Source organism: Streptomyces sp. NPDC054887 (assembly GCF_053610585.1).
This window is the reverse complement of record NZ_JBSGYQ010000023.1, coordinates 64,574-91,338: the sequence shown is the minus strand read 5'-3', so window position 1 is coordinate 91,338 and position 26,765 is coordinate 64,574. Positions and strand designations below refer to the sequence as shown.

18 protein-coding genes are annotated in these 26,765 nt (G+C 73.0%); 8 read left to right on the top strand and 10 right to left on the bottom strand.

The genetic code is table 11. The features are described 5' to 3' along the window. Positions 1–12 precede the first annotated feature (12 nt). The 4 genes from ACWGH0_RS15770 to ACWGH0_RS15755 all read right to left on the bottom strand — a co-directional run bounded on the left by ACWGH0_RS15770 (position 13) and on the right by ACWGH0_RS15755 (position 4,108). Positions 13–1,092, bottom strand: coding sequence for a mechanosensitive ion channel family protein (locus tag ACWGH0_RS15770; protein ID WP_453404693.1), 1,080 nt, complete (start codon positions 1,090–1,092; stop codon positions 13–15). Positions 1,093–1,345: 253 nt separating this feature from the next. Further along, positions 1,346–2,788 (bottom strand): PepSY-associated TM helix domain-containing protein, encoded by a 1,443-nt coding sequence (locus ACWGH0_RS15765; RefSeq protein WP_453404692.1) that lies wholly within the window; start codon positions 2,786–2,788, stop codon positions 1,346–1,348. A gap of 68 nt (positions 2,789–2,856) precedes the next feature. Further along, a complete protein-coding gene (locus ACWGH0_RS15760; RefSeq protein ID WP_453404691.1) occupies positions 2,857–3,420 on the bottom strand; it encodes a hypothetical protein in 564 nt (187 codons plus the stop codon). 229 nt (positions 3,421–3,649) lie between these two features. Then, complete coding sequence (locus tag ACWGH0_RS15755; protein ID WP_453404690.1) at positions 3,650–4,108, bottom strand: MarR family winged helix-turn-helix transcriptional regulator; 459 nt, start codon at positions 4,106–4,108, stop codon at positions 3,650–3,652. A gap of 140 nt (positions 4,109–4,248) precedes the next feature. Here ACWGH0_RS15755 and ACWGH0_RS15750 point away from each other — a divergent pair, with 140 nt between their 5' ends. Together ACWGH0_RS15750 and ACWGH0_RS15745 are read left to right on the top strand one after the other, a co-directional pair. After that, positions 4,249–4,740 (top strand): carboxymuconolactone decarboxylase family protein, encoded by a 492-nt coding sequence (locus ACWGH0_RS15750; RefSeq protein WP_453404711.1) that lies wholly within the window; start codon positions 4,249–4,251, stop codon positions 4,738–4,740. A gap of 160 nt (positions 4,741–4,900) precedes the next feature. Next, positions 4,901–6,487, top strand: a complete 1,587-nt coding sequence (locus ACWGH0_RS15745; RefSeq protein ID WP_453404689.1) for a DUF1996 domain-containing protein — start codon at positions 4,901–4,903, stop codon at positions 6,485–6,487. 51 nt (positions 6,488–6,538) lie between these two features. Here ACWGH0_RS15745 and ACWGH0_RS15740 read toward each other — a convergent pair whose 3' ends face one another. Then, positions 6,539–6,991, bottom strand: coding sequence for a hypothetical protein (locus ACWGH0_RS15740; RefSeq protein WP_453404688.1), 453 nt, complete (start codon positions 6,989–6,991; stop codon positions 6,539–6,541). Between the two features lie 161 nt (positions 6,992–7,152). Between ACWGH0_RS15740 and ACWGH0_RS15735 the strand changes: the two genes are divergently transcribed. From ACWGH0_RS15735 to ACWGH0_RS15715, 5 genes are all read left to right on the top strand, one after another. Then, positions 7,153–10,293, top strand: coding sequence for an alpha-N-acetylglucosaminidase (locus tag ACWGH0_RS15735; RefSeq protein WP_453404687.1), 3,141 nt, complete (start codon positions 7,153–7,155; stop codon positions 10,291–10,293). A gap of 30 nt (positions 10,294–10,323) precedes the next feature. Continuing rightward, entirely contained in the window at positions 10,324–12,276 is a 1,953-nt protein-coding gene (locus ACWGH0_RS15730) for a hypothetical protein (protein WP_453404710.1), read from the top strand. Between the two features lie 189 nt (positions 12,277–12,465). Continuing rightward, positions 12,466–13,383: a metal-dependent hydrolase gene (locus ACWGH0_RS15725; RefSeq protein WP_453404686.1), complete on the top strand. Its 918-nt coding sequence runs from the start codon at positions 12,466–12,468 to the stop codon at positions 13,381–13,383. A 1-nt stretch (position 13,384) separates the two neighbouring features. Further along, a complete protein-coding gene (locus ACWGH0_RS15720; protein WP_453404685.1) occupies positions 13,385–14,458 on the top strand; it encodes a PDR/VanB family oxidoreductase in 1,074 nt (357 codons plus the stop codon). Positions 14,459–14,484: 26 nt separating this feature from the next. Next, entirely contained in the window at positions 14,485–15,216 is a 732-nt protein-coding gene (locus tag ACWGH0_RS15715) for a TetR/AcrR family transcriptional regulator (protein ID WP_453404684.1), read from the top strand. On the opposite strand, the gene ACWGH0_RS15710 is transcribed toward ACWGH0_RS15715, so the two are convergent. Then, complete coding sequence (locus ACWGH0_RS15710) at positions 15,195–15,887, bottom strand: DUF4230 domain-containing protein (RefSeq protein WP_453404683.1); 693 nt, start codon at positions 15,885–15,887, stop codon at positions 15,195–15,197. The genes ACWGH0_RS15715 and ACWGH0_RS15710 overlap by 22 nt on opposite strands. 69 nt (positions 15,888–15,956) lie before the next feature. On the opposite strand from ACWGH0_RS15710, the gene ACWGH0_RS15705 reads away from it, so the two are divergent. Beyond that, complete coding sequence (locus ACWGH0_RS15705; RefSeq protein WP_453404682.1) at positions 15,957–16,496, top strand: GNAT family N-acetyltransferase; 540 nt, start codon at positions 15,957–15,959, stop codon at positions 16,494–16,496. A 51-nt stretch (positions 16,497–16,547) separates the two neighbouring features. Here ACWGH0_RS15705 and pulA read toward each other — a convergent pair whose 3' ends face one another. The 4 genes from pulA to ACWGH0_RS15685 all read right to left on the bottom strand — a co-directional run bounded on the left by pulA (position 16,548) and on the right by ACWGH0_RS15685 (position 26,689). Further along, on the bottom strand, positions 16,548–21,866 hold the full coding sequence (pulA, locus tag ACWGH0_RS15700; protein ID WP_453404681.1) for a pullulanase-type alpha-1,6-glucosidase: 5,319 nt from the start codon (positions 21,864–21,866) through the stop codon (positions 16,548–16,550). Positions 21,867–21,912: 46 nt separating this feature from the next. Beyond that, the gene (locus ACWGH0_RS15695; protein ID WP_453404680.1) at positions 21,913–23,619 is read right to left on the bottom strand and encodes a carbohydrate-binding module family 20 domain-containing protein; all 1,707 of its coding nucleotides are present in this window, start codon (positions 23,617–23,619) and stop codon (positions 21,913–21,915) included. A gap of 356 nt (positions 23,620–23,975) precedes the next feature. Continuing rightward, positions 23,976–25,025 carry a LacI family DNA-binding transcriptional regulator gene (locus tag ACWGH0_RS15690; RefSeq protein ID WP_453404679.1) on the bottom strand — a complete coding sequence of 350 codons (1,050 nt, stop codon included), beginning with the start codon at positions 25,023–25,025 and terminating at the stop codon, positions 23,976–23,978. Beyond that, a complete protein-coding gene (locus ACWGH0_RS15685) occupies positions 25,010–26,689 on the bottom strand; it encodes a glycoside hydrolase family 13 protein (RefSeq protein ID WP_453404709.1) in 1,680 nt (559 codons plus the stop codon). The genes ACWGH0_RS15690 and ACWGH0_RS15685 overlap by 16 nt, the downstream gene beginning before the upstream one ends. Positions 26,690–26,765: the final 76 nt, after the last annotated feature.

The following is a 26,765-nucleotide window of genomic DNA, read 5'->3' as shown; positions in this document are numbered from 1 at the left end:
GGCCGTCCGGCGCTACCGCACCGGCTCGGCGGACTCGCGCTGGTGCGGGATCGCCGCGGGCAGCTCGCCCTGCTGCACGGTCACCGTCCGCTTGGGGGCGGGGACCCTGATGCCCTCGGCGCGGTAGCGCTGGTGCAGGCGCTTGATGAACTCGTGCTTGATCCGGTACTGGTCGCTGAACTCGCCGACGCCCAGGATCACCGTGAAGCCGATCCTGGAGTCGCCGAAGGTGTGGAAGCGGACGGCCGGTTCGTGGTCGGGGACGGCGCCGGTGATCTCCGACATCACGGCCTCGACGACCTCGGTGGTGACGCGCTCGACGTGCTCCAGGTCGCTGTCGTAGCCGACGCCGACCTGGACCATGATCGAGAGCTGCTGCTCGGGCTGGCTGAAATTGGTCATGTTGGTGCCGGCGAGCTGGGCGTTGGGGATGATCACCAGGTTGTTCGAGAGGTTGCGGACTACGGTGTTGCGCCAGTTGATGTCGACGACGTAGCCCTCCTCGCCGCTGCTGAGGCGGATGTAGTCGCCGGGCTGGACCGTTTTCGCGGCGAGGATGTGCACGCCCGCGAACAGGTTGGCCAGGGTGTCCTGCAACGCGAGCGCCACGGCGAGGCCGCCCACGCCCAGCGCCGTGAGCAGCGGCGCGATGGAGACGCCCACGGTCTGGAGTACGACGAGGAAGCCCATGGCCAGCACCACGACGCGCGTGATGTTGACGAATATGGTGGCCGAACCGGCCACTCCGGAGCGGGACTGCGCCACGGTCTGCACCAGGCCAGCGATGACGCGGGCCGCCGTGAGGGTGCCGGCCAGGACGAGCAGGGCGGTCAGCACCACGTTGACGTTGTGGCCGGTGGCGGGGGTCAGCGGGAGCGCCGCGGCCCCGACCGCCGCGCCGGCCGCGACCGCCGCCCACGGCAGCAGCGTACGCAGGGCGTCGACGATCACGTCGTCCCCGCCCCACCGCGTGCGGCTGGCCCGCTCGCCGAGCCATCGGAGCGTCACCCGCAGGAGCAGACCGGCGGCGACGCCGACGGCCACCGCGATTCCGGCGACGATCACGTCGTGCGGTGTGAGGGCCCGGTACATCAGTGATCTTCTCCCGTGGTGGTCGAGGGGGGTACGGCGCGGTCGCGTCCGGCGTACGCGTGCGTACGCGGGGCCCCGGCGCGGTCGCCATCCTGCCGCATGCGCCGGAACCGGCCCCGGTTGCCCCCGGCCGGACGATCTTCGCCGCACCCGCCCTGACGGGCCCTCAGGCAGGTTCAGGAGCCGTCGAGTCGCTGGGCGAGGGGGGAGGCCCGTCCGCTCCGGGGCCGGACCGGGCGGGCCTCCCCCGTGCTCAGGCCGCCGTACGGGCGCGAACCTTCGCCACCAGGCCCAGCACCACGTCCACCGCGAGGAACGCCAGCAGGCTGATGCCGAGCAGTGGTATGAACCAGCCCGCCAGCGCGGTGAGCGCGACCAGCGGCAGCAGCGCCGTGACCGGCGCCCTGCGCCAGGCGCCGCGCGGCATGGGGCGGCCGGCGGTGAGCCTGCGGTCCTTCGTGGGCCTGCGCAGCCACCACATGCGGTAGCCCCAGACGATCAGCATGACCAGCGCGAACGCCAGTGCGGCCAGCACGAGTTGATTGGCGAGGCCGAGGAAGACACCGGTGTGGGCGTCGATGCCGAAGCGGGTCAGCTTGGCCAGCAGCGGATGGTCGGCGAAGCGCAGCTCGTCGATGATCCGGCCGTCGGCGGGGTCGACGGCGACCGAGTCGAGGTGGACCGGGAACTGCGTGTCGGTCTCCTTGACGACGTAACCGCTGCCCTCGCTCGGCAGGATCACCGACATCCTGCCGTCGATGCCGGCCTGACGGGCGGCGGCGAGGGCGTTGTCGATGCCGACGTCCGTGCCGGCCATGCCCTCGTGGGAGCCGGCGCCGCCGCCGTGGCCCTCGTGTTCACCGCCGCCGCCGTCAGCGGCGCCTTCGGTGAGTGCGGCGGAGACGACCGGGGTGGCGCCGCCGAGCTGGTCCTGTACGGCGCCGATGTTCTCGCCCGCGTACCGGGACCAGGTGAGGCCGGTCGCCGAGAGCAGGACGAGTCCGAGCACCGCCCACATGCCGACCGTGCCGTGCCAGGAGAGCGTCCTGCGGCGGCCCTTCGCCCCGCGTTCGGGGACGAGAAGGTCGCGCCGGGCCGTGCGCCTGCGCCAGAGCCACAGCAGCAGGCCGCCGAGGGCCACCACCCACAGCCAGCTCGCCGCGAGTTCGCTGTAGTGGCGGCCGAGGTCCCCGAGGTGCAGGTCGCGGTGGAGCTCGTCGAGCCAGGTGCGCAGCGGCAGGGCGCCGGAGCTGCCGAAACTGGTCAGCTCACCGCGCACCTCGGCGGTGTACGGGTCGACGAAGACGGCGAGGGACTTGCCCTCCTCCACCTCGGGCGAGGTCATCAGCACCCGTGTCGTCGCGCCGTCCTCGGCGGACGGCCAGACGGCGGTCACCGTGCCCTCGGGGTGCGCGGTGCGGGCGGCGGCGACCTGGTCGCCGACCGGCAGGACGCGTTCGCCGACCGGGACTTCGAGTTCGGCGCTGTAGATGATCCTCTCCGCCTGGAAGGAGAGCGCGTAGAGCATCCCGCTGACGGCGGCGATCAGCAGGAGCGGGGCTATCAGCAGGCCCGCGTAGAAGTGGACGCGCAGGACGAGGGGGCGCAGGGCGCTCCAGATGGTGCCGCGTTCGGCGGCGGGCGCCGGGACCTCTTCGGGCGCGCGCGGCGGCTGTACGGGGTCGTCAATGGCCATGACTGTCCTCGGAATGTCGACTGGTGACGTGGGTCACGGGGCATGGGTGGCGGCCCCCTGTCACGCGGTCAGACAGCGGAAGGAGCGGGGGCCGTGGTGCGGGTCGGGGGGACCCGCGGCGGGCCGCGCCGCGACAGCGTGTGCGCGAGGACGACGCCGTGGCCGTGGCGTCGGGTGGTGCGGGGCCCCCGGGGGCGTACCGGCTCCGGCAGCGCGAGCGTCCGTACGACGGCGAGCAGCAGGCGCAGCGGTGTGAAGGCCAGCGCCCCGACGGTCTGCGCGAGCCGGAAGAACGCGGCCTCGCCGCGCGCCAGCCACAGGCCGCAGACGAGTGCCCCGGCGAGGTGCGCGGCGGTCATCGCCAGGGAGTCGGAGCCCTGGCCGGCGGCGGAGGCCGCGGCCTCCATGGCTTCGGGACCCATGGCCGGCCGGTGCGTGACGGGCATCCCGTGGTGACCCGCGCCCGGCCCCTGCGCCGTGCCGAAGGCGAGGTGCAGGGCGCCCTGTACGGCGAGGAGCCCGCCGCCCACGGCGAGGACGCCGCGCCGGCGGCGGCTCGCGGTCCAGGCGAGGACGCCGATGCCCACGAAGGCGGCGAGCAGCGCCGGACCCGGGACTTCATGCCCGGACATGGACGAATGCCCCACCGCTGCCGTAATGACACAGACCGCCGCGAAGAGTGCGGCTCTCAGTGCGCGCAGGGGCGACCGGGCGTCTGTCATGGTCCGCACATCGTGCCATCCGGGCGGTCGGCGTGGGTGAAGAGGTGCGGGAAGCCGGTACGCGAAGGGCCGCGGAGGCGGTGGGGCGGGTGCATGATCGGGGCGGCCCGGCGGCGCACCCGCACACCCGCACCGGCCGCTAGGAACCGAACCAGCTCGCCGCATCCAGGCGCAGACCGCCTGCCGGGACCATCGTCCGCAGGCTCGCCTCCAGTTGGTCCACCCGCTCCGCGCCGAGCCGTTCGACCCACCGCTCCCGCAGCCGGTCGAACGAGGCCGCCGATCGCACGAGGACGTCGACTCCGCGCGGCGTGAGCCTGACCAGCTTGCGCCGCCCGTCGGCCGGGTCGTCGGCCCGCTCGACGTAACCGAGCCGCTCCAGCCGCTCGACGGTCTTGCCCGCGGCCTGCTTGGACACTCCCAGCCGCCGTCCGAGTTCGCCCGGGGTCACGCCGTCGCGGCCGACCGCCTGGAGGGCGAAGCCGTACGCCGGACGGACGTCGGGGTGGCCCTGCTCGGCCAGCTCGGCGTGCAACTCGTCGATGAACGAGCGGAATCCGGCGAACAGCAGCAGCGGGAGCTCGTACCCCTCAGCCATTGCGGAACTCGTCAACGTAGTTTACCTTTTCGTCAATCACATTGACGAGTTTACCCCGAGGAGACGCCTTGACCGGCATCCGCACCGCATGCTTCCCCGACCACACCACCGAGACCGCCCCGGCCGCCGCCCGCCGCCCGATGGAGGCGACGGCCCAGCGGCTGGGCTACCTGCCCGCTCCGGTCGGCCGCCTGGCCACCTCGCCGCATCTGCTCGACGGCTTCCTGAGGATCAGCGCGCTCTTCGAGTCGTCGACCCTGGACCCGCTCTCCCGCGAGGTCGTGATCATGACGATCGCGACCACGAACGGCTGTCACGTCTGCGTCGCGATGCACACGGCGAAACTGACCGCACTCGGCGCGGACGCGGCCCTGATCGCCGCCCTGCGCGAGCGGCGGCCGGCCGCCGACGAACGCCTCGAAGCCGTACGCCGGTTCACGCTGGACGTCGTCGCCACGGCGGGCGCGGTCCCCGACGACACCCTGCGCCGCTTCCTCGACCACGGTTACACCCCCCAGAACGCCCTGGAGGTCGTCCTCGGCATCGGCGCCTACACCATGTCCACCCTGGCGAACCGGATGACCGCCGCGCCCCTGGACGAGCAGCTGACGGCGTACGGCTGGGAGGAGTGAGGGACCCGTACGTCGCGGTCCGTCCGTTTTTGCGTATGGAGACACCTACGAATCGCGAGGAGGTTTGAACGGGCCGCGCACCGGCCCCGTATGGAACGGAGCGCTTCTCCCCTGCCGGGACCCCCCTTACCTTCACCCGGCATCGAAGCAGAGGAGTTCCATGCGACGCGCAACCAGAAAACGTTCCACGCTGGCGAACCGGGCGATTGCCGCATCGGCCGCCCTGATCCTGGGCGGGGGTGGACTGCTCGCGGTGAATGTCTACGCATCCGCAGGTGAAGGCTGGTCCGACCCCGAACCGGCCCAGTCCGGTGAGCTCAAAGCAGCCGGTCAGCAGATGTCGACCATCGACTGTCCGGAGGTGGCGAACGGCCTGCCCCAGGAGATCCCCGATTCGGCCCGCCAGGAGGTAGACCGCGAACTCGCGGCTCTCGACTCCCAGATCACGGAGGCGTACCAGCGGTTCGCCGATTCGAAGGAGCAGATCGCCCAGGACCCGAATCTCGCACAGAACGCCATTCTCGGACCGCTGAAGGACAAGCGGCTGGCCGCCATCGGCCGGATCGTCATCTCCATCGACCGTGCGGACGAACGCCCCGAAGGTCTTGAGGGCCTGGCACCCTGCACGCTCCGCGCCGACGACAACGGAGGGGTCGGCGAGGACGGACAGGGCGACGGAGACCAGGGCGACAACGCCGGTCAGGACGGTGACCAAGGCGGTGACCAGGGCGCCGACCAGGGCGACGGCAACGCGGACGGTGACCAGGACAACGGTCAGGACGGCGGCCAGGGCGGTGACCAGGACGGCGACCAGGGCAACGGTCAGGACAACGGGAACAACGGCAACGGCGGCCAGGCCGGCAACGGCCCCAACGACGCCGACTTCGTCGACATCCAGTCCGTCCAGCCGAACGTCCAGCAGCCGCCCAAGCAGCGCGGCGCCTCCCGGGGCCAGTTCGTCACCGACTGCGGCAAGAACGAGAACGGGAAGTTCAATCCGGACAACGTCATCGTCGCCCCGGGCGTGAGCAACGGCGCGCACCACATGCACGACTACGTCGGCAACCAGGCCAACGACGCCTTCGCCAGCGACGACGACCTGGCCCGCGGGCAGACCACCTGCCGGAACCAGGGCGACAAGTCGACGTACTACTGGCCCGTCCTGCGCCTGCAGAACGGCCAGAACGAGAACGACGCCAACGCGGACGGCGGCGGCAAGGACAGCAACGTGGGCGAGATCCAGACGCCCACCGAGGTCTCGCTGAAGTTCGTCGGAAGCCCCGTCGGCAAGGTCACCGCGATGCCCAAGTTCCTGCGGATCATCACCGGTGACGCCAAGGCGTTCACCAACGGCGACGCGAACGCCAACGCGTCGTGGAGCTGCACCGGGTTCGAGGACCGCCAGCTCAAGGACAAGTACCCGATCTGCCCGGAAGGCAGCCAGGTCGTCCGTACCTTCAACTTCCAGAGCTGCTGGGACGGGCAGAACACCGACAGCGCCAACCACCGCACCCATGTGGCGTTCGCCGAGGAGAACGGCGCCTGCCCGAACGGATTCCGTGCCATTCCGCAGCTGGTGCAGCGGATCGTGTACGACGTCCCGCCCGGCCCGGGCTTCGCGGTCGACTCGTTCCCCGAGCAGCTCCACAAGCCCGGCACCGACCACGGGGACTTCATCAACGTCTTCAACAACCGGCTGATGAACAAGGTGGTGGCCTGCCTGAACGAAGGGCGCCGGTGCGCCTGACCCCCGTCGAGGGCGGCCGTCCCCCACCGGCCGCCCTTCCCCGCTGCGCGGTCAGCTCCCGTGACCGGAGTGCTTCCCCTCGTTCCCCCCACCATCGCTCTCCCCCGAGTGGTGCGAGGAAGTCTCCACCGTCCCGCCGAGCCGGCCGCGCAGTGCTGTCACCACCTTGCCGTCGCCCACCGCGACCCACTTCCTGCCGACCAGGTACGTCCCGCCGTAGTCCTTGGCCTCGTTGATCCACTCGCGCTGACCGCGGTCGGTCGTGAAGGTGGCCAGCACGTAGCGGCCGTCGCCCGTCTCGCAGTTCCCCTGCCGCAGCTCCGCGGCGTCCGTCTGGATGTTCGGCTCGCACTCGACCTTCTCGGCGAGCTGCTCCAGGCTGCCCGTGGCCGTCTCCGGCACGGGCTTCTCCTCGTTCCCGCCCGCTCCGCAGCCCGTCGCCAGAAGGGCGAGGACGGCTATGGCGGAGGCGGCGTTCGCTGTACGTCGACGTTGGTTGCGCATCCGCCCATCGTGCCCCGTTGGGCCACACGGTGGGGTCGATACGAACACTTCGCACGCCCGGTTGCCGCGCCCCCGCGCCGTCGTTAACGTGCGCCCGGTACGCGCCCGTAGCGCACCTTTCATCACTCTTGCCCGTGTCGTGCCTCCGAGGAGCCGCCCCCATGACCGACCGCCTGTCGCGACGTACGCTGCTGGGCTCGGCCGGGGCGATCGGCGTCGGGGCCGCGATGGGCGCGTCCGCTCCGGCCGCGGCGGCGCCCGGGCCCGGCCGGTCCTTCACCGTCCCCGCCCGCGCCGCGCTCGAACGGCTGCTGCCGGACCACGCCGGCCAGTTCCGCCTCACCGCGCTCGCCCCGCCCGCCGACGGGGGCGGCGACCGGTTCCGCGTCGGCGGGGCCACCGGCCGCGTCGAGGTCGCGGGCACGAGCCCCGCCGCCGCGCTCACCGGCGTCCACTGGTACCTCAAGTACGTCTGCGGGGCGCACCTCTCCTGGTCCGGTACCCAACTGGACCTTCCCCGGCGGCTGCCCGCCCCCCGCTCGCCCCTGGAACGCTCGGCCACCGTCCCGCACCGCTTCGTGCTGAACGACACCCACGACGGCTACACCGCGCCGTACGCCGACTGGCCGCGCTGGGAGCGGACGATCGACGTACTCGCCCTGCACGGCTTCAACGAGGTGCTCGTGACGACCGGCCAGGAGGCCGTCTACCACCGGCTCCTCAAGGACTTCGGCTACTCCGACGCCGAGGCCCGCGCCTGGCTGCCCGCCCCCTCCCACCAGCCGTGGTGGCTGCTCCAGAACATGAGCGCGTACGGCGGACCGCTCTCCCCCGAACTGATCGACAAGCGCGCGACCCTCGGCCGCCGGGTCGCCGACCGCCTGCGCGAGCTCGGGATGGAACCGGTGCTCCCCGGCTACTTCGGCACCGTCCCCGAGGGCTTCACCGCCCGCAACCCCGGCGCCCGCACCGTCCCGCAGGGCGACTGGGCGGGTCTGCGCCGCCCGGACTGGCTCGACCCGCGCACGCCCGCCTTCCGTGCGGTGGCCGCCGCGTTCTACCGGCACCAGCACGAACTCTTCGGACCCGTGCGCCACTTCAAGATGGACCTCCTGCACGAAGGGGGCTCGGCGGGCGACGTGCCGGTGGCGGAGGCCGCCCGCGCCGTCGAGACGGCGCTGCGCACCGCCCGCCCCCGCGCCACCTGGGTGCTGCTGGGGTGGCAGGCCAACCCTCGCCGCGAGCTGCTCGACGCGCTCGACAAGCGGCGCCTGCTCGTCGTGGACGGCCTGTCCGACCTGGACTCCGTGACCGACCGCGAGAAGGACTGGGGCGGCGCCCCGTACGCCTTCGGCACCATCCCCAACTTCGGCGGCCGTACGACGATCGGCGCCAAGACCCACCGGTGGACCGAGCGCTTCACCGCCTGGCGCGACCGCCCCGGCTCCGCCCTCGCCGGCACCGCGTACATGCCGGAGGCCGCCGAGCGGGACCCGGCGGCGCTCGAGCTGTTCTCGGAGCTGGCGTGGCGGCGGGAGCCGGTGGACCGCGCGCGGTGGTTCCGGGGGTACGCCGACCTGCGCTACGGGGGCCGCGACGCGCGGGCCCGCGACGCGTTCGCCGCGCTCCGCGACACGGCGTACCGCACCGCCAGCCGCGACGGCCGCCCGCACGACTCGCTGTTCGCGTCCCGCCCGGACCTGACCGCCGCCTCGGGCACGCACTACTCGACGCGTACGCCCGCCTTCGACACGGCCGACTTCGACAAGGCGTTCGGCGCGCTGCTGGAGGTGCGGGAGCCGCTGCGCCGCTCGGACGCGTACCGCTACGACCTCACCGACCTGGGCCGCCAGGCGCTCGCCAACCGCTCGTGGCTCCTGCTGCCGCAGCTCGGGGCGGCGTACGAGCGCGGCGACCGGGCGGCCTTCCGCGCGCTGGCCGGCCTCTGGCTGAAGCTGATGCGGCTGAGCGAGGACATGGCGGGGTCGCACCGCGCGTTCCTGCTCGGGCCGTGGATCGAGGAGGCCAGGCGCATGGGCACCTCGCCCGAGGAGGCGCGGCGGCTGGAGCGGACGGCGCGCGTCCTGGTGACGACGTGGGCGGACCGCCCGGCCGCAGACGGCGGACGCCTCGCCAACTACGCCAACCGCGACTGGCAGGGCCTCGTCGGCGACTTCCACCTGCCGCAGTGGCAGGCGTACCTGGACGAGCTGGCGGACGCCCTCGCGGCAAACCGCGCGGCCAAACCGTTCGACTGGTACGCGGCCGAGGAGGCGTGGACGCGGCAGCGCACGGCGTATCCGCTGCGCCCGCCGAACGACGCGTACCGCACGGCGCTGCGCGTCCACGACGTGCTGGCCCGCGCCCCCTACCAGGGCTCGGTCACGGTCACCGCCGTCCCGGCCGCCCTCGCGCCCGGCGGTTCGGCGCTGGTGACGGCGGGCCTGCGCAACCTGAACGGCCTGCGCGCGACCGGCCGCGTCGACTTCGCGCTCACGGGTGTCGCGGCGGTGCCGGAGGGCCCCCGCTCGGTGGAGTCCGTCCCGGCGGCGGGCACGGGGACGGCCACCTGGCGCGTGACGGCCCCCGCCGGACCGCTCAAGGCCCCGCTGGAGCCGCTGCCGTACGAGCTGAGCGTCTCGTACGGGCCCCGTGGCGAGGCCCCCGTCACCCAGGTCCGGCGGGGCGGGCTGTACGTCGCCGGGCCGCTGGGGCGGGGCTGGCGGACGTACACGAACAACGGGGCGGTCTTCGGGCAGCTCGGCCACCCGGACCCGGCGCGGACCCGGTACGCGGTCGACGGCGGCGGCCTCGACCTGTGGAAGGGGACGGCGGAGTTCGGGGCGCTGTACCGGGAGGGGGAGCTGCGGGACGGCGGCGGTGTCACCGTGCGGGTGGACGCGCAGGAGGCGACGGGCGCCTGGGCGCGCGCCGGCATCGTGGTCCGCGACCGGCTCGCGGAGCCGGGTTCGCCGGGCTTCCTCAACCTGGCGGTCACGCCCGGGAACGGCGTGGTCCTCTCGTACGACGCGGACGGGGACGGGGCCCTGGACGCCCACTGGCGCGTCACCGGCGTCACGGCGCCGGTGCGGCTGCGGCTCACGCGCGCGGGCGACGCGTACACGGGCGCGTTCTCGCTGGACGACGGGGCGACGTGGCGGACGGTGGGAACGGCGCGCGGCGCGGCGCGCGGCGCGGCGGCGGACGCGGGGATGTTCATGTGCGCGGCGCACGGAGGCGGCGGGACGCGCGGGACGGCGGAGTTCAGTGGGTGGGGCGTGACCGGCCCGGCGTCGAGGTGACCATCCGACGATTCGCTCGTTCTGTTGAACGTGCGCCCACAGGATGCTGTCACCCACCGCCCTGTCCCCGTTCCCGTCGACGTCGAGCAGGCGGAAGCCGCGCTCGTCGAGCACTATCCGCGCCTCGTGCGCCTGGCGTACCTCGTGCTGCCGCCCCGCCTCGGCCGCAACCGCCGCGTCCTGACCGCCCATTCGCTCGCGCAGCGCTCGCTGCCGCGCGGCCGGGCCCCGGGCGCCGCCGGCGTCCCGCTGCCGCGCCGGGCCGGGGGCGGCGGCGCGGCCTCGGCCGATCCCGGTTACGCGTTCGTACGGCAGCGGGTGCTGCGCCAGGCGCTGGAGGCCGGGTTGCCGCTGCGCCGCAGGGCCTGGCCCAAGCGGGCGCAACTGCCGCCGCTGCTGCCGCAGGTGTGGGGGCTGCGGCTGTTCCCCCGCTCCGGAGGGGCCGACGAACTCGCCCTCGACCAGCGCCTTTCCGGGCTCAGTGGACCGGGGCGCGCGGCGTACGTGCTGCGGGGCCTGGAGGGCATGCGCGACACGGAGGTGGCGCAGACGCTCGCCGCCGCCGGGGCAGGTGACCCGCAGGCGGCGCTCGCCGAGGCGGACGCGGTGGAGACGCCGGGCGGCGCGAGCGCGGCGGCGCTGCTGGGGTCGGCCGAGTTCGACCCGTGTTCGCTCCAGGCCAGGCCGACCGACCTGATGCGGCGCAGACAGCACGCGAAGGCCGCGCTCGCCGCGACCGCCGCCGCGGTGGTGTGCGGGGCGCTGCTCGGACTGCCCGGCGAGGGGTGGGGTCCCGACGGGGCCGCCGCGCCGTCCTACGCCCGCAACCCGGCGGCCGAGCGGGCCCTCGACCCGTCGCAGACGGTCAAGGTCGCCGCCGCCGTGTGGAAGCGGTCCTCCCGTACCGACTTCTCCGTCTGGCCGGCCCGTGGCGGTCTCACCGGCGACAGGGCCCTGCTGCGCCGCGCCCTCGCCGTCTGGGCCCGGCCGGGCCCCTCCGTGCAGGCCTCCGCGACGCCCGCCACACCGGTGGGCCCGCCGATGGGGCCGCCGCACCTGCTCTTCGCGGGCGACGTCGACCAGGCGAGGGTGGTCCTGCTGTACGACGGGCTGCGCGTCGTCCGGTACGCCGAGCCGCGCGACGGCACGGCGGGCGCGGCCCTCGACTTCGCCCGGGTGGACGGCGCGGACACGGCGGCGGCGAACGCGCTGGTGGTCGGCCGCACCGACGGGAACGTCCGGTACCTCACCGCTCCCTGGGTGCGCTCGGCGTCCGTGCGCGACCTGCTGGATCCGGCCGTGGCCCCCGCGCCGCTGGAGCGCTCGGCGGACGGGGTGACGGATCCGATGGCCAGTCCCGTCCAGGCCCGGGACTGCCGTTCCTGGGACGCGCTGGAACTGCGCGACGACGCGGGGCCCCGGCTGATGACCGATCTCGGGGAGCTGGCCCCGGCCCGGCTGACGTCGGGGCCGCCGTCGGCGCCGCGCGATGTGAGCGGCCCCGAGGAGCGGGCGCGCTGGGCCCGTACGGCGTGCCTGCTGCCCGCGGTGCGCTCGCACGGGGTGCGCAGCGTGAACTCGTGGGCGTACGCCGAGCAGCCGCTGCCGGAGGGCAACGGCACCGCCGCCTGGGTCTGCACCCGCGCCGAGACCTGGCGGGGCACGGGCAGCAGGGTGCTGGCCCAGTTCCAGGCGCCGTCCGCGAAGCGCGGGGTGCCGGGCGCGATCGCGGCGCGCGCCGAGCACTCGCCGTCGTGCGGGGTGCGTGATCCGCGGGTGCTGGCGGGCGTGCTGTGGAAGTCGCGGGGCGGCAACTGGTACGTGCTGGCGGCGGGCAGCGGGCAGTTCAGGTCGGTCACGACGTCGGGCGGCGTGCGGGGCACGGCGGACGGCAACCTCCTCGCGGTGCGCGCGAGGGCGGGCGCCCAGGCGGAGCTGGAGGGCCGGGTGGAGAGCGGGGACCGGGTGGGCGCGCTGCGCTAGGCGGACGGGCGGGCCCCGGCGGGCTCTCTCCGGGCGAGCGCGCCGGAGACGGGCGGGGCCCGGGCGGGCCGGGCGCGGGAGCCGACCAGGCACGACGGAGGCCGGAACGCGCGGGCGGGATCGGCCCGCGCGAAGAAACCCGGCGCACGACCCTGTTGCCAGGCCCGTACCCGTCAGTACATTGACGCCATGTCTAATACGCCGCAGGGGCGGCCCGCGCCGGCCGCGATCGAGTCCGAGCGGACGGCGCTCAAGGCCCGCAAGGTCTCCTTCGAGTGGGACGGCACACCCCTCCACTGGGTCCCGGGCGACCCGTTCACCACGCACACCATCAACGTGCTGCACCTGCTGCTGCCCGCGGGCGAGCGCTGGTTCGTGCACGTCTACAAGCAGGTGCTGCCGTACATCCACGACGACCGCCTGCGCGAGGACGTCATCGGCTTCATCGGCCAGGAGGCGATGCACTCCCAGGCCCACGACGACGTGCTGCCGCACCTGAAGAAGCTGGGCCTCGACCCCACCCCGTACACGGCGCAGGTCGACTGGCTCTTCGAGAAGCTCCTCGGCGACCGCACCCTGCCGCCCGGCAGGGCCCGCACCTGGTGGCTGATGGAACGGGTCGCGATCATCGCCGCCATCGAGCACTACACCGCCTTCCTCGGCGACTGGGTGCTGAACGCCGGCGAGCTCGACCGGCGCGGCGCCGACCCCACCATGCTCGATCTGCTGCGCTGGCACGGCGCGGAGGAGGTGGAGCACCGCTCCGTCGCCTTCGAGCTCTTCATGCACGTCGACGGCGGCTACCGGCGGCGGGTCAGGACGTGGGCGACCGCCTTCACGGCGCTGGTCTTCCTCTGGCAGCGCGGTGCGCGGTTCTTCATGGAGAACGACCCGACCCTGCTGGACGGCAGGGCCACCTTCACGGACCTCGTGCGCCGCGGGCGCCAGGGCGTGCTGCCCGCGACGGGCGACATCGCCCGCTCCGTCCCCCGCTATCTCAGCCGTACGTACCACCCCTCGCAGGAGGCCAGCACCGCCCAGGCCGTCGCCTACCTCGCGAACTCCCCGGCCGCCAACGGCCGGACCGCCCCCACCGGAGGTGCCTGAGATGTCCCGCGTACGCACGGTCGTCGTCGTCGCGGGCGCCGCCCTGGTGGCTCGGCGGGCCCTGCGCCGCCGTGTCCGGCGCTCCCCGCTCTGGCCGCTGCCCGCCCTGGAGAATCCGGTCTCCGGCACCCGTGCCTCCCGCGCCCCCGCGTCCCTGCGGCTGCTCGTCACCGGCCGCACCGAACCGGCCGACGGCGTGGCCGAACTCCACCTGGAGGCGCTCGACACCGCCGACCTCCCGGCCTGGACCCCCGGCGCGCACGTCGACCTGGTGCTGCCGTCCGGCCTGGTGCGCCAGTACTCGCTGTGCGGCGATCCGGCCGACCGGAGCACGTACACGCTGGCCGCCCGCCTGGTCGAGGACGGCAGGGGCGGTTCCCGCGAGGTGCACGAACAGCTGCACGAGGGCTCGGAGGTGGAGATCCGGGGCCCCCGCAACCGCTTCCCCCTCACCGAGGCCCCCGCCTACGTCTTCGTCGCCGGCGGCATCGGCATCACGCCGGTCCTGCCCATGCTCCGCGCCGCCGAGGCCGCGGGGGCGGACTGGAAGCTCGTGTACGGCGGCCGCAGCCGCGTCTCGATGCCGTACGTCGACGAGATCGAGAAGCTGGCCGCCCCCGGGCGCGTGACGATCGTCGCCGAGGACGAGGCCGGGCTGCCCGACGTGGCGGCGGCCCTCGCGGACGCCGCCGAGGGCACGGCCGTCTACTGCTGCGGCCCGGAACCCCTGATGGCCGCCGTGACCGACGCCCTGCCCGCCGGGTGCGTCCTCCACCTGGAGCGCTTCGCGCCGGGCGCGCCCGCCGGCGGCTCCGGCGCCTTCGAGGTCGAACTGCGCCGCACCGGCCGCACGGTGACCGTGCCCGCCGACGGCACGGTGCTGGCCGCCGTCCGCCCCGAGGTCCCGAACGTGTCGTACTCCTGCGAGCAGGGTTTCTGCGGCACGTGCCAACAGCGCGTCCTGGAGGGCGACATCGACCACCGCGACGAGCTGCTGACCGACGCGGAGCGCGACGACTCCATGCTGATCTGCGTCTCACGGGCGTACGGGAAGCGCCTGGTCCTGGATATGTAGGGGACGGCGGCGGTTACGCTGCTCGTATGACGACCGGGGTGCGCCGCAGAATGGGCGTCGAGGAACGCAGGCAGCAGCTGATCAGCGTCGCACTGGAGCTGTTCAGCCACCGCTCGCCCGAGGACGTGTCGATCGACGAGATAGCGGCCGCCGCGGGCATCTCGCGGCCGCTGGTCTACCACTACTTCCCCGGCAAGCAGAGCCTGTACGAGGCCGCGCTGCGGCGGGCGGCGGACGAGCTCGCCGGGCGGTTCGTGGAGCCGCCCGAAGGTCCTCTCGGCGCACGGCTGTTGCGGGTGATGGGGCGCTTCTTCGACTTCGTCGACGACCACGGGCCCGGCTTCTCCGCGCTGATGCGGGGCGGTCCCGCGGTCGGTTCGTCGACGACGAACGCCATGATCGACGAGGTGCGCCAGGCCGCGTACGAGCAGATCCTCGCGCACCTCGGCATCACCGACCCCCCGGCCAGGCTGGCGATGGTGGTGCGGTCCTGGGTGTCGCTGGCCGAGTCGACCGCGCTGATCTGGCTGGACGGCCGGGAGATCCCGCGCTCGGAGCTGGAGCTCCAGCTGGTCCACGACTTCGCGGCGCTGGCCGCGGTGAGCGCGGCCTACGACGAGGAGATGGCGCGGATCCTGCTGGGCATCCTGGCGCTGGAGCCGGCCGACGGGCTGTTCGCGGACCTCGTCGTGCGCCTGGCGGCGCTGGCTCCGGCGGGGCCGGGGACGGTGCCGGATCAGCGTCCGCCGTCGCCGTAGTGCACGGTGACCTCCTTGAAGCCCAGTGAGCGCAGCAGGCCCTGGAGCATGCCGGTGGTGTTCTTCTCGGCGCGTGCCGTCAGCTCGCTCTCCTCGGCGGCCTCGGCGATGTGACGGGCGGCGAGGCGGTTGACGGCGCGCTCGTCGGCCGGGTTGTCGGAGAACAGGTCGCCGAGCCGGTCGAGCAGCCCCCGCTCCTTGGAGACGGCGTACGAACGGTCCGCGTCCAGCGCCGGCCTGCCGAGCCGCGCGTGCGGCAGGCGCAGGGTCGCGGCGGTGCGGTCCTCGTTCACGGTGACCTGCCCCTCCCCCACCTTGCCGAGGTCGACGTACGCGCCGACCGTGCCCGCTCCGACGTACAGCGTGCGGGTGCCGCGGATCGCGTCGGGGAGGTACGCGGCGTCCTTCTCCAGGTCGACGACGACCTGGAAGTTGCCGGACGCCGCCTCGTAACGGCTCATGTCCTGGATGGACTTCAGGAGCGCGGGGCCGGACCGGTCGTGGGTCTCCTCGCCGAAGAAGTCGTCGAGGCCGGGCAGCAGGCTGAGCCGCCCGCCGGCGACCAGCAGCGCCACCAGCACGGCGAGCACGCCCGCCGCCACGGCCCACCGGGGGAAGCGGGAGCGGCGCGGGGCGCCGGGGGGACGCCGGTCGGCATCGGTGAGAGTCATACGGTACGGATTCCCCCGCGCCTCTTGGTCACTCGGGGACTTCACCGGCCCGCGGATACGGTGATCCGCATGACGACGCGCGTGACTTTCCGTATCGGCCACGACGGGGACGCCCCCGCCCTCGCCGCGCTCTACGACGGAGCCGCACGGCGGTTGCTGGGCCGTGGCGTCGAGCAGTGGCGGCCGGGCGGGAAGGACGCGGAGCACTTCCGGATACGGATGAAGGAGGGCGAGGTGTGGCTGGCGGAGGCGGCCGGGGGCGGTGCGCTGCGAGGGGCGTACGAGCTGTGGTGGGACGACGTGCCGGCGTGGGGCGAGCAGCCGCCGGTCGCGGGATACGTGCACCGGCTGATGACCGACCGCGCGGCCGCGCCGGCCGGACTGGGACGGACGCTGCTGGCGCACGCGGAGCGGCGGATCGCGCAGGAGGGGCGGGGGCTGTGCCGGCTGGACTGCCTGACGTCGAACCCGCGGCTGCGGACGTACTACGAGGCGGCGGGGTACCGGGTGGTGGGCGAGCAGCCGTCCAAGGAGGGCGGCGCGGGCGGGGGCACGTACGGCGTGACGCTGCTGGAGCGGGCGGTGGGGCGGAAACGCCCGAGGGGCTGAACAGCGCCGCGTCGCGGCAGCCGTCCAGCCCCTCGGGTGGCCCGGGGACCCCTATCCCTCGGTGAACACCGCGACCGTGCGGGCCGGGACCGTGAAGGTGCCCGTCTTCGGGTCGTACGCCGACTTCTTGGCCGTAGCGTCCGCGCCCGCCGCCTGGACCGGGTGCAGGGCGTACGGGGTGTCCGCCAGGGCGGTCAGCCGCTGCTCCTGCTCGTCCGGGGTCGCGTTGAAGACCACGACCAGGTCGCCCGCGCGCATGGTGATCACGCCGGGGGTCTCCTCCTTGCCCGAGAGCGGGAAGGAGACCGCCTTCTGCACCTCCTCCGCCGACGTGAGGCCGAAGGTCTTCTCCGTCGTGCGGATCTTGAGCAGGTCCGCGTAGGCCGCCGAGGCGCCTTCGACGTCCCCGCAGTCCGGGGTCAGCGACGGGGCGGTCAGCAGGGGCTTGGAGAACGGCCACTTGCTCTTGTTGTCGGCGGCGGGCGGCAGGCCCCGGCCGAAGCCGTTGCCGTCGCGGCAGTCCCAGTGGATCGCGTTGTACCAGTCACCGCTGTCGTAGGAGTTGCGGTCGAGCGACTTGGAACGGAGCAGGTCCGTGCCCGCCTGGGACAGCGCCGGGCCCTGCGAGAGCGCGGCCGTCGCCATCGCCAGCACCTGCATGCGCGCGCGGTCGGCCGCCGGGGTCGCGTGCGGCAGCTTGAAGGCGAGCGCGTCGTACAGGGTCTCGTTGTCGTGGGCGTCGGCGTAGGCGAGCGCGTCGCCCGGCTCCGCCGCGTATCCGGCCGGGGCGCCGTTGTAGTCGACCTCGGAGCCCTTGACCGTACGGCCGGCCGTGTCGGTGAAGGTGTACGCGGCGAGGTTGCCGGTCAGCCCCACCTTGATCAGGTCCTGGTAGTGGAGCAGACGGGCCTTCTGCTCGGCCCGGCTGCCGTTCGCGGGCGAGGTGTTGGGGTCGGTGTAGAGGCCGGAGGCGAAGCCCTGCACGCCCGGGTCCTCGTCGAACGGCCCGCCGCCGCGCACCGCGTCGCGGGCGCGGTCGGAGAAGGTGGCGATGCCCGTGCCGGCCATGTTCTTCTGGGTGGCCTGCTCGAAGCGGGCGTCGTCGGCGATCTCGCCGAAGTTCCAGCCCTCGCCGTACAGCACGATCTTCTTGCCGTCGACGCCGTCACGGGCGACGGTGAGCTCGTCCAGCGCCTTGCGGACGGCCAGCATGTTCGCCTTCGGGTGGTGGCCCATGAGGTCGAAGCGGAAGCCGTCGACCTTGTACTCCCTGGCCCAGGTGACGACGGAGTCCACGACGAGCTTGCCCATCATGGCGTTCTCGGGCGCGGTGTTCGCGCAGCAGGTGGACGTGGCCACGCTGCCGTCGGCCAGCAGCCGCTGGTAGTAGCCCGGGACGATCCTGTCGAGCACGGACTTGTCCGCCTGGCCCGACGCGACCGTGTGGTTGTAGACGACGTCCATGACGGTGCGCAGCCCGGAGTCGTTCAGGCCCTTGACCATCTGCCGGAACTCGACCGTGCGGCGGGTGCCGTCGGGGTCACTGGCGTACGAGCCCTCGGGCACGGTGTAGTGCAGCGGGTCGTAGCCCCAGTTGTACGCGTCCTTCGCCGCCGCCTTCGCCACGCACGCCTGCTGCTCCTCGGAGTCGGGCGCGTAGACGGCGAGGTCGCAGGCGGGGGTCTGCTGGTCGGCCTTCTTCTCGGGGACGGTGCCGATGTCGAAGACGGGCAGGAGGTGGACGTACGACGTGCCGGCCCTGGCCAGCCCGTCGAGGTGCTTCATGCCCTTGGAGCCGCGGTCGGTGAAGGCCAGGTACTGCCCCGGGTGCTTGGCGGTGCGGTCGGCGACGGAGAAGTCCCGGACGTGCAGTTCCTGGATCTGCGCGTCGCGCAGCGGGGTCGCGGCCGGCTTCTTCAGCGTCGACCAGCCCTTGGGGGCCAGCTTCGGGTCGGTGAGGTCGACGACGAGGCTGCGGGCCGAGTCGGCGGTGAGCGCGGTCGAGTAGGGGTCGGTCACCTTGTTGGTGACGACCTTCTGGACGCTGGGCGCCCAGACCTTCACGGCGTAGCGGTACGGCTTGCCCGTCCAGGACCTGTCGCCCCTGACGGACCAGACGCCGCTGCGGTCGTCGCGCCGCATCGGGACGGCCCTGCCGTCGAGTTCGAGGGTGACGTGCTGGGCGGTGGGGGCCCACAGGGACAGGGTGGGGCGGCCCTTGCGGAAGACGGGGCCCAGCGACGCCTTGGTGGCGGAGTCGCTGTACGTGTCGTCGAGCACGCCCGGCAGCTGGACGCCGGTGGCGGCGAGCAGCGCGCCGTTCGCGGCCCGCTGGGTGGCGACGACCTGGCCGCGCAGGGACGCGCGGATCCGGTCGCGGTCGCGCGGGTCGACGGTGAACGCCGGGTGGTCCTTGAGGTGCGGGTACTTCGCCTTCTGCGCGTCGGTGAGCGCGGAGGGCGTGAGCCGCAGCCAGCGGCCCTCGTCGGAGAGCGCCCCGTCGAGGACGGAGATGCCGCCGTCACGGGCGTACACGAGCTGCTGGCTGGTGGCCTCGGTGGCCTTGACCTTCCAGACGACCGTGTGCGCGTCGATCCACTGCGCCTCGGCCTTGCCCAGGTCGAGCGAGGTCGCTCCGGCGCTCTGCGGCAGCAGGTACTTGGGCTGTCCCGCCAGCATCCACACCTCGTGCCCGAAGGTGGCGAGGTCGAGGGACTGGTCGCTCGGCAGGTCCTTCTCGTCGCCCTTGTGCAGGATGTAGCTGAGGGACGTGGCGCCGCCTGCGAGCGGGACCTCGAAGGTCACGCCGTACGCGTCCTTCTTGACCGGCATCAGCGGCTTGGACCAGTCCGTGGGCTCCTTGGCGCCGGTCCAGGTGTGCAGGCCCCAGCCGTCGTAGTCGCCGTCGGCGCGCTGGTAGTGGAGCACCGCCGTGCTCTTGTCCTGGGGCGGGTACGCGCCGTCCGGGGCCTTGGTGGCCTGGCCGTCGTCGCCCTGCTCGATCCAGACCTGGCCGGTCTTCCCGAGGTCGACGGTGCGCTGCGGGCCGTCCGCCGCGCCGTCCTTCTCGACGGTGTACGCGAAGGAGGAGGCGTTCGCGGGGAGCTTGATCCAGGCGAAGGCGCCGTACGCGTCGCGCCCGGTGAAGGCGGCCGACTTGTCGCCGGACTTGAGCTGCCATCCGTCGTAGTCGCCGTCGGGGCGCTTGTAGTGGACGACGGCGTAGTCGCGCTCGACGGCCGTGGGCCTGTCCGGGGCGGGGGCCCGGCCGGCGGTCGTCGACGCGAGGGCGCTCGCGGTGCGTCCGGCGCGGTCGACCACGACGGCCTTGTAGCGCAGGGCGGTCCCGGCCTTCACGTCGCGGCCCAGGTACTGGGTGACCTTGTACGGGGCGTGGTCGGCGGTGCCGAGGGTGCGCCACTTGCCGCTGCCGGTCTGGGCGGCGAAGACGACCCGGTTCAGCTGACCGCCGTCGACGTCCGCGGTGATCTCGACGGTGCCGGTGGCGCCGGCCTCCGGGGCCTTGAGGGTGACGGACGGGCGGGCGGCCGGGGCGGGGAGCGCTTCGGCGGCGCGCAGCACGACGGACGACAGCGCGGGCACGGTGACGGTCAGCCTGCGGCCGGCGTCACTGCGTACCGCCTTGTCGGCGCCGTACAGGGGCCGGAAGTCGGCGCCCGCCGTGGCCACCGTCAGCTCGGCGGTCTTGGCCTCGGCCCCGTTGTTGGCCGCGACGACGTACTCGGTGGCGCGCCGGGCGTCCGTACGGGAGAAGGCGTAGACGGAGCCCTCGGAGAGCAGCTCCTGCTGGACGCCGTCGCGCAGCGCGGGGTGGGCCTTCGTCAGCTTGGAGAGCGCGGCGATCGACCGGTAGACCGGGTGCCCGGTGTCGTACGCGTCGGTGGCGTGCGTGCGGTCCGTGCCGAGCTGGTCGTCGTCGAGGTAGTCGGCGGTCTTCGACGCGAACAGGGTCTGGCGGGCGTCCTTGTCGCCGCCGGCGCCGGTGAAGCCCTGCTCGTCGCCGTAGTAGACGACGGGGTTGCCGCGCGAGAGGAACATCAGCTCGTTGGCGAGGCGGGCGCGATCGACCAGTTCGGCGTCGCCGGCACCGGGGTTGTCCTGCTTGAGGAACGTGCCGAAGCGGCCCATGTCGTGGTTGCCGGTGAAGGTGACCTGCTCGTAGGCGTTGGCCTTGTCGGTGGTGTAGCGGTAGTCGTCGGCGAAGACCTTGGCGAGCCGCCCGGCCGGCGCGCCCTGGGAGGCGTACGCCCGCATCGCGTCCTGGAGCGGGAAGTCGAGCGTCGAGTCGAGGCGGCCGCGGGTCACGTACGGGGAGGTGATCGCGGTGTCGGCGGAGTACACCTCGCCGAACATGAAGAAGTCGTCCCGGCCCCGCTTCTTCGCGTACGCGTCGAGGGCGGTCGCCCACTGGGTCCAGAAGTCCAGGTCGACGTGCTTGACGGTGTCGATGCGGAAGCCGTCGATGTCGAAGTCGCGGACCCACTTCTGGTAGATCTTCGCCATGCCGTCGACGACCTCGGGACGCTCGGTCCACAGGTCGTCGAGCCCGCTGAAGTCCCCGTACTCGGCGCTCTCGCCCGCGAAGGTCGAATCGCCCCGGTTGTGGTACATCGCCGGGTCGTTGAGCCAGGCGGGGACCTTCTTCTCGTCCGCGCGCGTCTTCGGCGTGTAGGGGTGCGCGTCCTCGTCGACGTCCGCGACGCCCTCGCGGTCGTCGAAGGGGCGCCCGGTGCGGTCGAGGTACGGGTAGGCGCCCTTGGGGCGGTAGCCGTACTTCTTCTCGGCGTAGTCGACGGTGTCGGCGGTGTGGTTGGTGATGACGTCGAAGAAGACCTTCATGCCCTTGTCGTGGGCCTTGTCGATCAGCTTCTCCAGGTCGGCGTTGGTGCCGAAGTGCGGGTCGACCTGGGTGAAGTCGGTGATCCAATAGCCGTGGTAGCCGGCGGACGCGTCCTTGCCGGTCCCTTGCACGGGCTTGTTCTTGAAGATCGGCGCCATCCAGATGGACGTGGTGCCGAGGTCCTTGATGTAGTCGAGCCGCTTGATGAGGCCCTTGAGGTCACCGCCCTGGTAGAACCCCTTGTCGGACGGGTCGAAGCCCGTCTCCAGGCGCGTCCCGGTGAGCCCGCCCCTGTCGTTGGCCGTGTCACCGTTGGCGAACCGGTCGGGCAGTACGAAGTAGAACTGCTCGCGGGTCAGGTCGTGCCGCGGGGACTCGGCGGCGAGGGCCTTGTCCGACGGCGGCGCCGGCGGCTTCGCGGCCGCGGCCGGGACGGCGGGCGCGAGCGCGGCGCACAGCGCCACGCTCACGGCGCCGACGGCCGCTCTTCGCAGGGGCGGGCGTATCACAGCGGTACTCCTCGGATGTGCGGGGAACGAGGGACGGGCGGGCGGGTCAGCTGCGCCAGGTGTCGTTCAGCGTGACCCTGCCGCTCGCGGGGACGGTCGCCGTTCGGTTGGCGCCGCTCTCCCAGGTGACGTTGCCGGAGGCGTCCTTGCGGATGTACTTGTACTCGAAGGACGTGCCGGCGGGCAGTGCGACGTCGAGCTTCCACACGGGGTAGCTCGCCGGGTCGAGCTTGGTCGCCGCCGCGGTGCTCCAGTTGCCGAGCGCCGCCTGGTTGCCGGTGACGTAGATGTTCTGGCCGGGCGACGTGGTGGCGTTGACGTTGAAGGAGGCGCCGGCGGAGACCGGGTCCGGGTCGGTGCCGCCGGCGCCGCAGGTCTTCGCGCCGACGTGCAGCGCGACCGCGGTGTTGGCGCCCAGGGTGGCGGTGAACCGGCCGGAGCCGTCCACGGTCACGGCGGTGTTGTTCTGCACGTTGCAGTAGGTGCCGGCCGCCAGCGAGGTCTGGAAGGTGCGGGTGAGCGAAGAGCCTTCCTGGTTGATGGCGACGTACGCCTTGTCGCCCCGGCCGAAGGCGATCCGGTCGCCCCCGTTGTCCCACCAGTCCGTGACGCCCTGACCGCGCGCCACGTTCCGGAAGCCGACCATGCTCTTGATCTCGGTCCAGTCGTGCTGGCACTTCCACCCGTCGCTGTAACAGGCGTTCACCGTTCCGCCGGCGGGCGGTCCGGCGTCGTGGTTGCTGAACTCGTAGCCGGAGTGGACGTCCGGCGATCCGTACGGCCAGGCCAGCATGAAGACGCTCGCCAGGGTGTACTTGGCGCCGTCCTTGTAGTTGAGCGTGTCGCCGCCGCGCTCGGTGTCGTGGTTGTCCACGAAGACGGCGGACTTCCCGCTCTCCATGAAGCCCCAGCCCTCGCCGTAGTTCTTGAGGTTCGCGAGGTTCTCGTTGTTGAACACCTGCTTGAGGCCCCGGCCGTAGCGGAACTCCTGCACGTCGCCCGCGCCCAGGTACTCGCTCGGCGAGACGGCCTCACCGGCTCCGTGGATGGCCTCGTGCTTCCAGTACACGCCGGGGTTGTTCAGCCGGGACTTGATGTTCGCGAGGTCCGCGGCCGGCATGTGCTTGGCGGCGTCGATCCGGAAGCCGTCGACGCCGAGCGAGAGCAGGTCGTTCAGATAGGCGGCGATCCGGCCGCGGACGTAGTCCTCGCCGGTGTCCAGGTCGGCGAGGCCGACGAGCTCGCAGTTCTGTACGTTCCCCCGGTCGCCGTAGTTCGTTATCTGGGTGCGGCAGTCGTCCAGGTCGGAACCGGAGTACACCCCGGGGTAGTTGTACTTCTCGTACGCCGTGCCCCCGGTGCCGGTGCCGTTGCCGGCCGCCATGTGGTTGATGACGCTGTCGGCGACGACCTTGACGCCCGCCGCGTGGCAGGCGTTCACCATGTTCGCGAACGCGGTGCGGTCGCCGAGCCGTCCGGCGATCTTGTAGCTGACGGGCTGGTACGAGGTCCACCACTGGGCGCCCTGGATGTGCTCCTGCGGCGGGGATACCTGGACGAAGCCGTAGCCGGCGGGTCCGAGGGTCCGCGTGCACTCCTTGGCGACCGAGTCGAACTTCCACTCGAAGAGGACGGCGGTGACGTCCTTGGCTCCGGGCGGCGCGGCCTGCGCCGTCCCGGCGGGGGCCGCCAGAACGGCCGTACCTGCGGTGAGGGCGAGGGCCAGCGCGGCAGAGAAGGGTCTGCGAGCCATTGGTGCCTCCTGCATGGGGGGAGGTGCGGGTGCGACGGTGCAGCCTCGCGCGGCAACGCGCCTTGCCCTCAAGGCTTGAATGTTCTTGCAGCAAGAATGAAACCAAGCTGCCGGAGCAGACCGTACGAGCCCCGACCAGCGCGGTCAACCCTTCTGACACATCCCGCTAACGCGCAGGAAACCTGGCAGTTGTCGGCCCTGCAAGCCCTTTCGCAAGCAGTTGCGCCTCTGCTACGTTCTCCCCTACTCCGGCCCGGCCGGCCGGGGGTCCCGGCGGGTCCGGGCCCCACGCGCCCGACCGGCCGGGCCGGTACCGCACCGGGCCCGGGGCCGCGCGGTCACGTCCGGTCGAACCGTTACGCGCGTGCCCGCGCCCGGGCCTGCGCCGTCGATTCGCGCACCACCAGCTCCGGCTGGAACACGTACTCCGTGCGCTGGACCGGGCTGCCGCCCAGTTCCTCCAGGAGCGCGCCGACCGCCGCCGTCGCCATCGCCTGCACCGGCTGGCGCACCGTGGTCAGCGGCGGGTTGGTGAAGGCGATCAGCTGCGAGTCGTCGAAGCCCACCACCGACACGTCGCCGGGGACCTCCAGACCGCGCTCGCGCGCCGCGCGCACCACGCCGAGCGCCATCATGTCGCTGCCGCAGACGATGCCCGTGCACCCCTTGTCGAGCAGCGCGCCGGCCGCGACCTGGCCGCCCTCGACGCTGAACAGGGTGTGCTGGACGAGGTGTTCGGCCTCGCCCCGGGGCATGCGCAGGGCGCTGCCGAGCGCGTCGACGAACCCCTCCCGCTTGCGCAGGGAGGGCACGTACCGCTGCGGACCGACCGCGAGGCCGATCCGCTCGTGGCCGAGCTCGGCCAGGTGACCGACGGCCATCCGCATCGCCGCGTGGTCGTCGGGGGACACGAAGGGCGCGCTGATCGCCTCGTTGTAGCCGTTGATGAGGACGAACGGGACCCCGCGCGCCGCCAGATCGGCGTAGCGCGCGGGGTCGGCCGACAGGTCGGCGTGCAGGCCGGACAGGAAGACGATGCCGCCGACGCCCCGCTCGACCAGCTGCTCGACCAGTTCGTCCTCGGTCACTCCGCCGGGCAGCTGGGTGCAGAGCACCGGCGTGTAGCCGTGCCCCGCGAGGACCTGCTCGACGACCTGGGCGAACGCCGGGAAGATCGGGTTGGTCAGCTCCGGCGTGACCAGCCCGATCAGGCCCGCGCTGCGCCGCCGCAGCCGCACCGGGCGTTCGTACCCGAGGACGTCGAGCGCCGCGAGCACCCGCTGACGCGTGGTGTCCGCGACGCCCGGCTTGCCGTTCAGCACCCGGCTCACGGTGGCCTCACTGACGGAGGCGTGCTCCGCGATGTGCGCCAGCCGCGGCGCGGGGACGGTCACACCGTCCACCACACCGTGGTGTCGGCGGGCAGGTCGAAGTCGCCGTCGTCGTAGGCGACTTCACCACTGGCCAGCAGGATGCGGCCGGGGGCGGGGATGCGGATCGCCGTACCGGTCGTGTTGACGGTGCAGACGAAGCCCTCGCGCGCGAAGGCCACCACGCCCTCCGGCGCGTCCAGCCAGGCCACGTCCGTGCCCGCGCCGAGGCCGGGGTGGTCCCGGCGGACGGCGAGCGCGGAGCGGTACAGCTCCAGGGTCGAGCCCGGGTCGCCGCTCTGCGTCTCGACGCTCAGCTCGCCCCAGCCGGCCGGCTGCGGCAGCCAGCTGCCGCCCGTGCCGAAGCCGTGGGACGGCCCCCCGGCCGTCCACGGGATCGGCACCCGGCACCCGTCACGGAAGCCGTCCTGGCCCTCCGCGCGGAAGAACGAGGGGTCCTGGCGGGCCTCGTCGGGCAGGTCGGTGACGTCGGGCAGGCCCAGTTCCTCGCCCTGGTAGACGTACGCCGAGCCGGGCAGCGCCAGCATCAGCAGCGTCGCCGCGCGGGCGCGCCGCAGGCCGAGCTCGCGGTCGCCGGGGGTGCGGATCTGGGTGCCGAGGCCCGGCGGGTTGGCGAACCGGGTCGCATGCCGCGTCACGTCGTGGTTGGACAGCACCCAGGTCGCGGGCGCGCCGACGGGCCGCATCGCGGCCAGCGAGACGTCGATGACCTCCCGCAGCGCGGCCGCGTCCCAGGCGGTGCCGAGGTACTGGAAGTTGAACGCCTGGTGCAGCTCGTCGGGGCGCACGTAGTTGGCCGTACGCTCCACGGTCGGCGTCCACGCCTCGGCCACGCCGATGCGCTCGCCCGGGTACTCGTCGAGGATGCGGCGCCAGGAGCGGTAGATCTCGTGGACCCCGTCCTGGTCGAAGAACGGCATGACGTCGTTGCCGAGCAGCTTCAGCTGGTCGTGGCTGCCGAGGTCGGGCAGCCCCTCGGCCTTGACCAGGCCGTGCGCCACGTCGATGCGGAAGCCGTCGACGCCCATGTCGAGCCAGAAGCGCAGGATGGAACGGAACTCGTCGGCGACGGCCGGGTGCTCCCAGTTGAAGTCGGGCTGCTCGGGCGCGAAGAGGTGCAGGTACCAGTCGCCGGGCGTGCCGTCCGGGTTCGTCGTACGGGTCCAGGCGGGGCCGCCGAAGATGGACTCCCAGTCGTTGGGGGGGAGTTCGCCCTTCTCGCCCTTGCCGGGCCGGAAGTGGTAGCGCTCGCGCAGGGCGGAGCCGGGGCCCTCCTTGAGCGCGCGCTTGAACCACTCGTGCTGGTCGGAGGAGTGGTTGGGCACCAGGTCGACGATGATGCGCAGGCCCAGCTCGTGGGCGTCGCGGATCAGTGCGTCGGCGTCGAGCAGGGTGCCGAACATGGGGTCGATGGCCCGGTAGTCGGCGACGTCGTAGCCGGCGTCGGCCTGCGGCGAGGCGTAGAAGGGGCTGAGCCAGACAGCGTCGACACCGAGGTCCCTGAGGTACGGGAGACGGCGGCGCACTCCTTCGAGATCGCCCATGCCGTCGCCGTTGCCGTCGGCGAAACTGCGCGGATAGACCTGGTAGATCACCGCGTCGCGCCACCAGCCGGTGCGCTCGTTGCCGAAGGCGGCGGCACTGGTGGGGGCGGTGGGAGCAGCGAGGTGCTGGGTCATGTCGTCCCTGGAAGTCATGGGGTTGGAGCGGCGCCGGTGCCTGGTTGCGGGTCCGGCGCCGCAGACGTGTGCGAGG